Source organism: uncultured Marinobacter sp., from assembly GCF_913055835.1.
GTDB lineage: Bacteria > Pseudomonadota > Gammaproteobacteria > Pseudomonadales > Oleiphilaceae > Marinobacter.
In genome coordinates, this window is sequence record NZ_CAJXKQ010000027.1 from 1 (window position 1) to 11,928 (window position 11,928).

Sequence of the window (11,928 nt, forward strand, 5' to 3'; positions counted from 1 at the left end):
GAAATCGAGATTACCGAAACCCATCTGATGAATCTGTCCCGGCAATGCCTGAACCGGCTTCGGCAATTTGGTGAACAGGGAGTGATTGTCGCGATCGATGATTTTGGAACGGGATACTCTTCATTGGCCTACCTGCATACCCTGCCTTTGCACGTGCTGAAAATTGACCGGCAATTCATCTGGCGTCTCGGCGGCGAGTCTGGCGATTCCCGGATCGTCTCTGCGATTCTCGGGATTGCCGAAGCACTTGATCTTGAAGTGGTGGCGGAGGGAATCGAGACCAAAGAGCAGCACGACAGGCTCAGGGAATTGAATTGTCATCGGGGCCAGGGTTTCCTGATGGCCAGGCCTGCACCCTGGCAAGAGTTGATTCCGGCATTTATTGATCGAAATCAATATTAGGCGAGTCGGCGGCCTTTCCCCGAGTAATTTGCAAGATTTGGCTAGGTCCGGGGCTTCATTTGATTTATCAAGGGGCAAATCTCCATCCCGGACCTCTATGCGAAATACTGCGCCAGAACTGGAACTCGATGCCTATCTGCGACTCAATCGCGCCTCCCTCGCTGAGTGGCTGGCCGCAATTCGCGAGTTATCCGGTTGTTACGATATTGAATGCACCCTGTTCGAGGGCAACGGCCATCAGGTGGGGGCCTTGTCGACGCTGGCCACGGAGAGTGGCCGTCTGATCTGTCTCCATGCCACTGAGGGCATGGAAATCGCCGGCTGCCGGGCGACGGCGCCTGTCTTCCTGTTGCCGCGGGCCGGCAAGCCGGAGATCGCAACGCGGGATGAGCCCTGGCAATGCCTGAACCAGTTGGTTCTTGCATGGCCAGAAGACCGGTTCCGATTGCGTCTGCCTCCGGAAGCGAGCGTGCTGATTCTCAGGCTGGAACCGGAAACTTCCGCCCCGACTTCCCTGGATTGCAGTGATGACTCGCTCTCGACCTACGAAGAGCTCATTACCTGTTATCTTCATCGGTCACCGTTTTTCCGGGATGATGCTCACGCCATCAGCAAAACGGATGAGCTTTTCCGAAAACTGACACTCTCCTCAACGCAGGTGGTCCAGTCTTGCAAGTGCCCGAAACTCGATCGCCGGTTGCTCAGGGCCATCGAAAAAATAAGGGACGAGCCGGGCTGGGACTTCAACCTTCAGGAACTGGCCAGCCACTCCGGCGTCAGCGAACGGAACCTTTACTATCTGATGAAACGGGAAACCGGTATGACGCCGTACCGGTTGTACCAGCGAAACCGACTGCTGAGAGTCCGGCAGCGTCTGGTGGACTGCCAGTGCGAAGTGCCGCACATCTCATGGTATGCCGCCGATGCGGGTTTTTCCCACCTGGGGCGATTCGCGGCCCTTTACCGGGAACACTTCGGGGAATTGCCCAGCGAAACGGTTCAGTGGCGGCGAAACCTCCAGGGCCGTGGGACTGGCAAGCCGATTGTGGACGAGCCGGACCTGTTGCTGTCCTGAAATGCATCGCAAAAAAAGCCCGGCTCACGTTGCCGTGGCCGGGCCTGATGTCTTGCACCGGGTCAGTGGGCTGGTGCCGATTTACCCTCGGGTTCGGACCCGTTGCCATACTCATCGGCGGCTGAACCGTGATGATCACGACCCAGCAGGATATAGAACGCCGGCAAGACAAAGATGGTGAACAGGGTGCCGATACCAAGACCTGCGCTGATGGTCAGGCCGATGGCAAAGCGACTTTCCGCGCCCGGGCCAATGGCAATCAGCAGCGGCACCATGGCAAAGATCAGCGCCAGTGATGTCATGATGATTGGCCGCAGGCGAATCGCCGCCGCCTCGATCACCGCATCCACCTTGTTAAGCCCGCGTTCCTTCTGCAACTGGTTGGCGAACTCGACAATCAGAATGCCGTTCTTGGACACCACCCCGATCAGCGTTATCAGACCCACCTGGGTGTAGATATTCATGGTGGCGAAGCCAAGCACTATGAACGCCATGGCGCCGGCCACCGACATGGGCACCGAGACCAGGATGATGAACGGATCCCGCCAGCTTTCGAACTGGGCTGCCAGCACCAGGTAGATCACCAGCAGCGACAGGAAGAAGGTCACCATCAAGGCGCTGCCCTGGGTCGCCAGCTGGCGGGTCTGACCGGTGTAGTCGTAACTGAAGCCCTGCGGGAAAACCTCAGCCGCAGTCTGCTCCATAAAGTCCATCGCGGTGCCGGCGGCGACACCGGGCATCACCACGCCCTGCAGTGTCAGGGAGTTTTGCTGGTTGAACTGGGTACGGTTGGACGGTTCAACGTCCTGGCTGAAGCTGACAACGCTGCCCAGTGGCACCAGCTCGCCGTTATCGGCACGAATGTAGTAATCATCGAGCGCCTGGGCGTCGAGCCGGAACTGTTGATCCACCTGTGGAATGACCTGGTAGGAGCGACCTTCCATGCTGAACCGGTTTATGTATCCGCCCCCCAGCATGCTCGACAGACTCTGGCCGACGTCCTGCATGGACAGGCCCAGGTCTGCCACTCTGTCCCGGTCAACATTGATGCGGGTGATCGGGCGATCGAAGTTGATGGACTTCTGCAGGAACATGAAGTTGCCGCTGCCCATGGCTTTGCCCAGCAGTTCATCCGCAACCTGGTCCAGCTGCTCATAGCTGCTGCCGGTGGTGATCACGAACTGGAAAGGCAGGCCGCCGCCCGAGCCCGGCAGTGAGGGGCGCGGGAACACCGCGGTTTGCAGTCCGGTGACATTCTTGAGCTCGGCATCCAGTTTCGGCTGGACTTCAAACTGACTGATCTCCCGCTCACTCCAGGGGGCCAGCTTGAAACCACCGAAGACCGCATTGGGGCCGGTAATACCGATGATCATGAAGTCCTCGTTGTAGCCCGGGACGGTCGACATGCGCTCCTGGATTTCATCACCGTGCTCCAGCAGGTAGTCCAGGGTCGAGGTCTGTGGGCCAAGCCCCTGATAGAACAGGATGCCCTGGTCTTCGGTGGGCGCCAGTTCGTTCTGGCTCATGGAGACCATGAAGTAAATGGAACCCAGCACGACGACGGCGAAGAAAACCACCACGGATTTAGTCTGCATCAGCGAGCTAAGGGCAGACTTGTAGCTCGCTGCCAGGCCATTGAAGGTTTTCTCAACCACCTGCTCGAATCTGCCGGGGTTGCCGTGGGGTTTCAGAACCTTGCCCGACAGCATCGGAGAGAGCGTCAGGGCAACGATGCCGGAAATAACCACGGTACCAGCCAGCGTGAAGGCAAACTCGGTAAACAGCGAGCCAACCAGCCCGCCCATGAAGCCGATGGGGGCGTATACGGCCACCAGGGTGGTGGTCATGGCAATGATGGGAACCGCCATCTCACGGGCGCCATTGATGGCGGCCTCAAAGCGGGACTCACCCTCTTCGATATGCCGGTGCACGTTCTCCACCATGATAATGGCGTCATCCACCACCAGGCCGATGGCCAGTACCATGGAGAGCAGGGTGAGCAGGTTCAGCGAGAAACCGAACATCAGCATGATAAAGGCACCGCCGATCAGTGAAAGCGGGACTGCAACGGATGGCACCACAGAGGCCCGAACCGAACCAAGACAGAGGAACACCACCACCAGGACGATGATCATGGCTTCCAGCAGCGTCTGGATAACCTCGTTAATGGAATCTTCGATGAAATCAGACGCATCGTACGCCAGGCGCACATCCAGACCGGACGGCAGCTGGCTTTCGATATCCGGCAACTCGTCTTTAACCAGGCCGGCGACCGTCAGCGGGTTGGCCCCGGGAGCCAGTTCAATGGCTACGTAAGTGGCCGGCTGGCCTTTGTAAAGGGCCAGTTGATCGTAGGTTTCAGAACCCAGTTCAACCCGGGCGATATCCTGCAGGCGGATCTGGGTGCCATCGGACTGTTTGACCACCAGATTGCGGAATGCGTCAGGGTCAGCGACATCGGTGTCGCTGGTCATGCTGATTTCGGTGTACTTGCCTTTGGTGTTACCCACGGCCGCCTGATAGTTATTGGCGCGGAGCTTTGCCACAACCTCCGGAGGTGTCATATCCACCGCGGCGAGGCGTTCCGGATCCAGCCACACCCGAAGAGCGAATTTGCGGCCCAGCAGTTCCGCTTTGCCGACACCGGAAAGCGCCTGCAGTCTGGGCTGAACAACACGGGTCAGATAGTCGGTGATCTGGGGCACCGCCAGTTCGTTACTGTAGAAGGCGATGTACATCAGGGCCGTTGAATCACCGGTGGTGGAAGTAATCACCGGGTCCTGGGCTTCCGCCGGCAACACGTTGCGCTGGCTCGCTACCTTGGCCTGGATTTCCGCCAGGGCTGCGTTGGCGTCATAGTTCAGCACCATCTTTGCTTCGATAGTGGAGGAGCCCTGGGAGCTGGTGGAGGTCAGATAGTCGATGCCGCTGGCTTCGGCGATGGCCTGCTGCAGCGGCGTGGTGATGAACCCTTTGATCAGGTCAGAGCTGGCACCGGGGTAGGCCGTAGTGACGGTCACGGTGGTGCTTTCCAGCTCCGGATACTGCCGGATCTCCATTTCCATGGCCGCCCGGGCACCCAGGAGCAGGATCAGCAGGCTGACCACCGTCGCCAGTACGGGACGGTGGATAAAAATGTCAGTGAAGCGCATTACTCAGACGCCTCCTGCTTCTGCTCTTCTTCCTGAATGGTCACCTGCTGGCCTGCTCGCAGACGCAACAAGCCTTTCTCGACGATGGTTTCGCCGGCTTCAAGACCGGACAGAACCGCCACGCGGGTGTTGCGGGTTTCGCCGGTGGTTACGGTGCGGCGGTTGACAACCAGATTACCTTCTTCGTTTTCCTCAACCACAAACACAAAATCGCCATAGGTGTTGTAGGAGATGGCGGTGCGCGGCACGGTCACCACTTCGTTGTCTTCCGGCTGCTGCGTCAAGACGGTCGCAAACATGCCAGGGCGCAACAGGTTATCCGGGTTAGAGAGTGTGGCGCGGACGCGCACTGTCCGGGTCTCCGGATTAACCGAGGTGTTGATGGCGCTGACGGAACCTTCGAAATCCTGCTCGGGAACAGCTGCGACGGTAGCGACCACCGGGTAGCCTGTTGCTACGTTCGGCAGATTTTTCTCGGAAAGGGTGTAGTCGAGATAGATCGGATCCAGCATGTTGATCTCGACAATTGCGGTGCCGGTGGCAATGTACTCGCCCTGGTCAACCATCCGGATACCCAGCGTGCCGTCGAACGGTGCACGGATGATTTTCTTGCTCAGTTGGGCCTCGGCCTCGTTCACCCGTGCGCGGGCAGCGTCGAAATTGGCCTTGGCCTCATCGTACTGGGACTGCGAGACTGCCCGCTTGGGCAACAGGTCGGAGACCCGTTTGAATTCCTGTTCGGCCAGCTGCGCCTCGGCCCGACGTGTGCGAAGAGCGGCCTCATCAATGGCTGCGTCAATGCGGATCAAAACGTCGCCGCGCTTGACCACATCGCCGGATTCAAAATTGATGGACTCGATCACCCCGGGCACTTCGTTGGCCACCTGGATACCGTTAATGGCTTCAACACTGCCCACGGCCTTGATGGCCGGCGTCCAGGCTTCGTTCTGAGCCTCAACGGCAGAAATCTTGGCCGGAGGTTGGGGCTGGGACATCTGCTCTTGCATCTGGCCAAACTGGTAGAACTTGTAGCCGAAGATGCCTCCGAGCACTACGCCGAGGAAAATAATGACGATCAGAAAGCGGGAAGCAGTGCGCATGGTTCGGGTCCTGAGGATCTGTGTCAGATTTTGGGAAGCATAGCATCCTACAAAATCAGGGTCGCGATTGTCACCGGGTTGTAAGTATTTCTATCTAGACTCCGGCCGTGCCGGATTTGACAAGCATCATGGCTTTTTCGTGACGGGCGGCTTTCCGCACGGGGTACTGGTAATGTAACAGACGTCGGTGACAGAATTACGACGGTATTCAGGGTGAGGATCAACCATGCAGTGGATTCTGGGGCTCGCATTAGCAGCCGCCGTGTTTGTCATTCTCAAAAAGTGGGGCGCATTGTCCGCTGAAAAGAAAAAGTCGGCCACCTGGAAGGTTGTACTCGTCATTGGCGGCGCCCTTCTGGTGTTTATGGTTCTGACCGGACGCGTCCATGTGCTTACGGCGGCGGTGGCGGCCGTCATTCCGCTGTTACGCAAACTTCCCGCCTTGCTGAAATTTGCTCCTGAGATCAACCGGTTCATGGGAAGGAAGCAACAGGGAGAAGGGCGTGGAGAGGAACACGGAGAGGAACGTGCGCAGGCGAACGATCATTCCCGCCCCGGTACTGATCTGTCAGGTGTGATGTCAGAGCGCGAGGCCTGCGATATCCTGGGCGTGAAAGCAGGCTGCACCGATGAGGAAATCGTGATGGCCCATCGTCGGCTCATGCAGAAGCTCCATCCGGACCGGGGCGGGAACGACTACCTGGCAGCCAAATTGAACGAAGCCAAGCAGGTTCTCCTCGGCAAGCGACACGCCTGAGTCAGGGCAAGATGTCTACGCGTACCTCAAAACGTCGGTTTTCGGAGCGGCTGCTGTTCACCTGGTAAGTGATGCCACTGCGTTCCTGGCTCGAACGGGTTGCAGTACTGCCCAGTGTTACCCATTGTCCCGGTTCAACCCGCCGAATGGTGACCACCGCTTCCGTCTCATAACCATCCAGGTTTGCAGGTTCTTCCTCGAACGAGACAATGCTCAGCTCTACCGCCTGATCGGAAATAACCTGGGGGCTGACCAGAAATCCACTCCTGGTTTCTACCTGTTGAAGAAAGGCGGCCGGATTCCGGCCTCCGCGAACGGCGACTGGAATCGTCCGGATCTGGCCCGAGGTAATGTGTGCCGACTGGCCATCCTGCATGACCAGTGTTCGTTCCTGGGCACTGCCAGTGCTGGTAACGCGGCGCTCCGCGGATATCTCAGCCTGGCCGCCGGAAGCGGAAATACCCGCCCCTGAGCGTTTGCCACCGCTATCGGTCCTGGAACGAACGGTGATGCGGATCTGGACGGGCGCCACATCCAGCGTTTCAACAAGCCGTCCGATTTCGTCCAGCATATCGGGTTCACCGCGTACCACCAATTGCTGGCCACGGGCGGTCACGGTCACCGGCGAGCCCTGGTAAAGCTCGCGAATCTGCACGGCCACGTCTTCGCCCGGTCTGTTGTTGAGCTGGTATACCCGGGATTCCGCCTGGGCAACAGCCTGGCTGGATGCAAGCGCCAGCAACAGTGCCAGGAAAAGCTGCGTCGGGTATTTTCGGGCAAAAACGGCCATTGAATGCTCCCAATCCTTCCGTCGGTAGTAAAAAACTCGGGCACACGGGTTGCCAAGGTGAAAACCGGGGGTATATATTGAAAAGCATGAAGACGACACACGCGAACTGTCAATTGAATGTTTTGCAAGCTTTCGGCGCCAAGCCGGCGGCTGCAGTCGCTGCTGTGTTTTTCTGGTGGTTTGGTTATGGCTTTTATTTTAGCCAGAGCCGGGGCCGCCCATAGCATCTTCATCGAACGAATAACGAGGAAGGCAGCCCGGCAGAAAACCCAGGCTGCCACCGGACTCAAAAAGCCCCGACTGGTAGCCCAGCCGGGGCTTTTTTGATTCTGACGCAGGGAAACGGGAACACTGACATGAACATGCCCTTGAACACTGAACTGACACACCAGAATGCTGAGTCTCCAGTCCGGCACCGACAGGAAGTGGTCCTGCCAACACCGGCGGAGCTAAGGCTTCAGATGCCGGCCAGCGACGCTGTGGCCCGGCAGGTAGACCGGCAGCGGCAGGAAATCCGGGAGATACTGCAGGGCAACGACGCCAGAGCCCTGATCGTTATGGGGCCTTGCTCCATTCACGATGAAGTAGCTGCCCTGGAGTACGGGGAAAAGCTGAAGGCGCTGGCGGATGAGGTCAGCGACCGCTTCCTGATTGTTATGCGGGCCTACCTGGAAAAACCCCGGACCACCGTCGGCTGGAAAGGGCTGCTGTACGACCCGGAGCGCACTGGATCCGGCGATCTGAATGAAGGCCTGCGTCGTTCCCGCCGCCTGCTGCTGAATCTGGCTGCCATGGGGCTGCCATTGGCCACCGAAGCTCTGAGCCCGTTCGCGATGGATTACCTGGGTGATCTGGTGAGCTGGACTGCCATCGGTGCCCGAACCACCGAGTCCCAGGTCCATCGGGAAATGGTCAGCGGCCTGCCCATGCCAACGGGCTTCAAGAATGGCACCGATGGTGGGATTGCCGTGGCAACCAACGCCATGAAGTCCGCTTCCCACCCCCATCACCACCTTGGCGTGTCTGCAACCGGCGCGCCGGTCATGATTACCACTCGGGGGAATCCCGACACCCATCTGGTGTTGCGCGGTGGCCGCGGCATTACCAACTATGATGCAGCAAGTATTGAGCAGGCCGTCGGCACCCTGGGCAATGCGGGTTTGTCCACGGCCGTCATGGTGGACTGCAGCCACGACAATGCCTGCAAGCAGGCCGAACGACAGCTGGATATTGCCCGGGAAGTGATGGCTCAGCGCCGGGCCGGCAACCATCATATCCGTGGTCTGATGCTGGAAAGCTTCCTGGAGCCTGGTCGGCAGGACGACGGTGAAGACCTGCGCTACGGCTGTTCGATTACCGATCCTTGCCTTGGATGGGCCCAGACGGAGGCTCTGATCCGCTCACTGTAGACAGCAGCAGCTGGCCGGCCAGCAACAGCAGAACGCCTCCCATCAACCGGTCCAGCCAGTGGCCAAACCGGTTAAATCCCCGGCGGACGCGGGGTAGGGTAAAGAACACGGCAACCATGGCGAACCAGAGTCCGGTGGCCAGAGCCATGTAAATGCCGTAGCCGGCCTGGAGCGCAATGGGCGTGCCCGGGCTGATGACAACGGAGAACAGTGAGACAAAAAACAGGGTTGCCTTGGGATTCAGGGCATTGGTCAGGAAACCCAGACGCAGGGCTGCAACACCGGATTGCCCACCGGTCGGGTCCTGTTCCACATGAACGCCACCGGCCCGGGCCCGCAGGCACTGCAACGCAATCCAGGCAAGGTAGAGCGCTCCCAGCACCTTGAGCACATTGAACAGCATGATCGATTGCTGGATAAGCAGGCCGATACCCAGCAGGGAGTAACAGACATGCACCAGAATTCCGCCACCAATACCGATGGCGGTCAGCAGTGCGTTTCTGCGACTCTGGCACAGAGCCTGCCTGAGCATTACGGCAAAATCCGGCCCAGGGCTTGCCACTGCCAGCAAGTGGACGAGGGCCACCGTCAGAAATTCCGGCCAGTAACTCTGCATATTTCCAACTCCTCTTATGCACCCGCCTCGGTCTGAAAAGTCTGACAGCATAGGCCGAATCCAGTCTTTTTTCACGGTGTGGGTGAAACTTGCCATGGCTTCTATACTGAGGTCTCACCCGTTCAAACCTTCCCTGTTCCCCGGTGCCGGGAATGCCTGTCAGGAGACCGTTGTATGGAAAAGCGAGCCGTAGACGTTGCGATTATTGGCGCGGGTACCGCCGGGATGGTTGCGTATCAGCGAGTGCGCAAAGCGACCGACAAGGTTGTATTGATAGAAGGCGATCAGTACGGAACCACCTGCGCCAGGGTCGGATGTATGCCAAGCAAACTGTTGATTGCGGCCGCCGAAAACGCGCATCAAATGCAGCTTGGCGATCTTTTTGGCGTGTCTGCCGGGGGGATAACGATCGATGGCAAGCGGGTTATGGAGAGGGTGCGAACCGAACGGGACCGGTTCGTTTCGTCCGTGATTGATTCGGTAGAGAAGTTTCCGGAAGCGCACCGTCTGAAAGGCCACGCCCGGTTTATCGGTCCGAACCGTCTTGTGGTTGGCGGCAGTCTGGAGGTTCAGGCCGATCGGATCATCATTGCCACCGGTTCCCGGCCGAATATTCCCGGATTTCTGAAAGAGGCCAAGGACCGGCTGGTGGTGAATGATGATATTTTCGAATGGCAGGATTTGCCCGGTTCGGTTGCGGTTTTTGGCCCTGGGGTGATCGGTCTGGAGCTGGGGCAGGCCCTGAGCAGACTGGGTGTAAGGGTCCGGATGTTTGGTGTTGGCGGTGCGGTCGGCCCCATCCAGGATGACACCATTCGCGACTACGCGCTTGAAACCTTCAACGACGAGTTTCCTCTGGATCCGGATTCGGACGTAAAGAACGTTGAACGGGTAGACGGCGGTGTTGCCATTACCTTTGTCGACGGCACTTCCGGCGAAAAAACGGAGACCTTCGATTACCTGTTGGCGGCGACCGGGCGCCGACCCAACGTCGACGGGCTGGATATCCAGAACGCCGATATCGAGCTGGATGACAAGGGCATGCCCCTGTTTGATGCCCATACCCTGCGTTGTGGCCAGAGCCACATATTTATCGCCGGCGATGCCAATAACACTTTGCCATTGTTGCATGAGGCAGCCGACGAAGGGCGTATAGCGGGTGACAACGCTGCCTCATACCCGGATGTGCGAACCGGGCTTCGTCGAACACCGCTGGCGGTGGTTTTCACAGATCCGCAGATTGCGACCGTTGGGCTGACGATTCATCAGGTGAGCGAGCGTTGTCGTGGCTGTTTCGCGGTTGGCGAGGTGTCCTTTGAGGATCAGGGCCGAAGCCGGGTGATCGGTAAAAACCGGGGCTTACTGAGAGTCTACGGTGAGCATGGCAGCGGGCTTTTCATGGGGGCGGAGATGTTCGGGCCGGCGGCGGAGCATATTGGTCATCTGCTCGCATGGTCTGCCCAGCGACGACTGACCGTCAGCGAAATGCTGGAAATGCCGTTCTATCATCCGGTCATCGAGGAAGGGTTGAGAACGGCGCTCAAAGACCTCAACCGTAATCTCCGCATCGGACCGGCACCCGAAGAGGGCTGCACAGACTGCGGGCCCGGTGTTTGAGCCGGCCCTTGATCGGGATCAACAGGTATAAGGCCGGCTATGGTTTAGAGTTGACTCTGAAACCCTTGTATTGCGCTGGCGCCGCGCCCAGATCTTTTCATGGAAAAAGTAGGCAACGGTGTTGATCGCCGGTTCCACCATGGCAATCAGACTGCCGATAAGAATATCGCCTGTGAGCAGATACGCCACCGAAAAGGCGACCGTAAAATGAGTGAGAGCAAACGTTACCGTCTTGATCAGTGACTGGTCGCCATTCCGGCCATGGTTGTGTACGAACAGTTTTAACGCGCTCATGGTTGTCTCCGGTGTCGTTCGTTAATCAGTTTATTAAACGCCGGGTGAGAATGATTGTTAAATGAAATGTATTGAGAGAAGTTATAGTTTGGGGCTATCCGGTTTTCGTGTTTTATAGTGTTATTCATCGATCCTATCATCGAGATTAGCAAACTAAACTTCCTGACGTCTGGTGATCGGGAGTATCTTTATTTCTAAACTTGATGCATAACCGCGAAGGAGAAGCGTTATGGGTAAGAATTTTATTGGTCTTGATACCGAGCAAACGGCGAAGCTTGCTGATTCCCTCAATGATCTGCTGTCCAACTATCAGATCTTCTACATGAATGTCCGTGGCTACCATTGGAATATCAAGGGCGACAACTTCTTCGAGCTGCACGTCAAATTCGAGGAGCTGTACGATGATCTATTGCTCAAGATTGATGAAATTGCAGAGCGCGTGCTGACGCTTGGCCATCGGCCGGCTCACGCCTATAGCACCTATATTGAGCGCTCTGAAGTGCCCGAGCGCAAAGATGTGTCAGACGGCAAGGAGGCGATGGAGAACATCGTGGAAAGCTTTGCCAAACTGATCGGCAAACAGCGTGCGTTGCTCAGTCTGGCGGGTGACGCGGAAGATGAGGGCACCGTTGCCCTAATGAGTGACTACATCTCTCAGCAGGAAAAGACTGTCTGGATGTATCGTAGTTACCTCGGTCACTGAGTCGATCGAACTC

General features: G+C 57.8%; 11 protein-coding genes. 6 read left to right on the forward strand and 5 right to left on the reverse strand.

Going from position 1 to position 11,928, the window contains the following annotated elements; genetic code table 11:
• Both QZ534_RS13910 and QZ534_RS13915 read left to right on the forward strand, forming a co-directional pair.
• Nucleotides 1-402: EAL domain-containing protein (locus tag QZ534_RS13910; RefSeq protein ID WP_296935143.1), on the forward strand; the 402-nt coding region annotated here is incomplete at its 5' end.
• Nucleotides 403-499: 97 nt separating this feature from the next.
• Nucleotides 500-1,477 carry a helix-turn-helix domain-containing protein gene (locus tag QZ534_RS13915; protein WP_296935144.1) on the forward strand — a complete coding sequence of 326 codons (978 nt, stop codon included), beginning with the start codon at nucleotides 500-502 and terminating at the stop codon, nucleotides 1,475-1,477.
• A 62-nt stretch (nucleotides 1,478-1,539) separates the two neighbouring features.
• Here QZ534_RS13915 and QZ534_RS13920 read toward each other — a convergent pair whose 3' ends face one another.
• Nucleotides 1,540-4,629 carry an efflux RND transporter permease subunit gene (locus tag QZ534_RS13920; protein WP_296935145.1) on the reverse strand — a complete coding sequence of 1,030 codons (3,090 nt, stop codon included), beginning with the start codon at nucleotides 4,627-4,629 and terminating at the stop codon, nucleotides 1,540-1,542.
• Entirely contained in the window at nucleotides 4,629-5,729 is a 1,101-nt protein-coding gene (locus QZ534_RS13925; protein WP_296935146.1) for an efflux RND transporter periplasmic adaptor subunit, read from the reverse strand. The genes QZ534_RS13920 and QZ534_RS13925 overlap by 1 nt, the downstream gene beginning before the upstream one ends.
• A 226-nt stretch (nucleotides 5,730-5,955) precedes the next feature.
• On the opposite strand from QZ534_RS13925, the gene QZ534_RS13930 reads away from it, so the two are divergent.
• Nucleotides 5,956-6,486: a DnaJ domain-containing protein gene (locus QZ534_RS13930; RefSeq protein WP_296935147.1), complete on the forward strand. Its 531-nt coding sequence runs from the start codon at nucleotides 5,956-5,958 to the stop codon at nucleotides 6,484-6,486.
• 1 nt (nucleotide 6,487) lies between these two features.
• On the opposite strand, the gene QZ534_RS13935 is transcribed toward QZ534_RS13930, so the two are convergent.
• A complete protein-coding gene (locus tag QZ534_RS13935; RefSeq protein WP_296935148.1) occupies nucleotides 6,488-7,276 on the reverse strand; it encodes a secretin N-terminal domain-containing protein in 789 nt (262 codons plus the stop codon).
• A gap of 356 nt (nucleotides 7,277-7,632) precedes the next feature.
• On the opposite strand from QZ534_RS13935, the gene QZ534_RS13940 reads away from it, so the two are divergent.
• Nucleotides 7,633-8,685, forward strand: coding sequence for a 3-deoxy-7-phosphoheptulonate synthase (locus QZ534_RS13940; protein ID WP_296935149.1), 1,053 nt, complete (start codon nucleotides 7,633-7,635; stop codon nucleotides 8,683-8,685).
• Here QZ534_RS13940 and QZ534_RS13945 read toward each other — a convergent pair.
• Nucleotides 8,630-9,301, reverse strand: coding sequence for a LysE family transporter (locus QZ534_RS13945; protein WP_296935151.1), 672 nt, complete (start codon nucleotides 9,299-9,301; stop codon nucleotides 8,630-8,632). The two genes, QZ534_RS13940 and QZ534_RS13945, sit on opposite strands and share 56 nt — an antisense overlap.
• 174 nt (nucleotides 9,302-9,475) lie before the next feature.
• Here QZ534_RS13945 and QZ534_RS13950 point away from each other — a divergent pair, with 174 nt between their 5' ends.
• A complete protein-coding gene (locus QZ534_RS13950; protein ID WP_296935152.1) occupies nucleotides 9,476-10,918 on the forward strand; it encodes a dihydrolipoyl dehydrogenase in 1,443 nt (480 codons plus the stop codon).
• An 18-nt stretch (nucleotides 10,919-10,936) separates the two neighbouring features.
• On the opposite strand, the gene QZ534_RS13955 is transcribed toward QZ534_RS13950, so the two are convergent.
• Nucleotides 10,937-11,212: a DUF2061 domain-containing protein gene (locus QZ534_RS13955; protein WP_296935153.1), complete on the reverse strand. Its 276-nt coding sequence runs from the start codon at nucleotides 11,210-11,212 to the stop codon at nucleotides 10,937-10,939.
• 229 nt (nucleotides 11,213-11,441) lie between these two features.
• Between QZ534_RS13955 and QZ534_RS13960 the strand changes: the two genes are divergently transcribed.
• Nucleotides 11,442-11,915, forward strand: a complete 474-nt coding sequence (locus tag QZ534_RS13960; RefSeq protein WP_296935154.1) for a Dps family protein — start codon at nucleotides 11,442-11,444, stop codon at nucleotides 11,913-11,915.
• Nucleotides 11,916-11,928 lie beyond the last annotated feature (13 nt).

Bases quoted from the DNA above. Each gene is read 5' to 3' on its own strand.
- QZ534_RS13915 (WP_296935144.1), top strand. From the start codon at position 500: ATGCGAAATACTGCGCCAGAACTGGAACTCGATGCCTATCTGCGACTC.
- QZ534_RS13920 (WP_296935145.1), bottom strand. From the start codon at position 4,629: ATGCGCTTCACTGACATTTTTATCCACCGTCCCGTACTGGCGACGGTG.
- QZ534_RS13925 (WP_296935146.1), bottom strand. From the start codon at position 5,729: ATGCGCACTGCTTCCCGCTTTCTGATCGTCATTATTTTCCTCGGCGTA.
- QZ534_RS13930 (WP_296935147.1), top strand. From the start codon at position 5,956: ATGCAGTGGATTCTGGGGCTCGCATTAGCAGCCGCCGTGTTTGTCATT.
- QZ534_RS13935 (WP_296935148.1), bottom strand. From the start codon at position 7,276: ATGGCCGTTTTTGCCCGAAAATACCCGACGCAGCTTTTCCTGGCACTG.
- QZ534_RS13940 (WP_296935149.1), top strand. From the start codon at position 7,633: ATGAACATGCCCTTGAACACTGAACTGACACACCAGAATGCTGAGTCT.
- QZ534_RS13945 (WP_296935151.1), bottom strand. From the start codon at position 9,301: ATGCAGAGTTACTGGCCGGAATTTCTGACGGTGGCCCTCGTCCACTTG.
- QZ534_RS13950 (WP_296935152.1), top strand. From the start codon at position 9,476: ATGGAAAAGCGAGCCGTAGACGTTGCGATTATTGGCGCGGGTACCGCC.
- QZ534_RS13955 (WP_296935153.1), bottom strand. From the start codon at position 11,212: ATGAGCGCGTTAAAACTGTTCGTACACAACCATGGCCGGAATGGCGAC.
- QZ534_RS13960 (WP_296935154.1), top strand. From the start codon at position 11,442: ATGGGTAAGAATTTTATTGGTCTTGATACCGAGCAAACGGCGAAGCTT.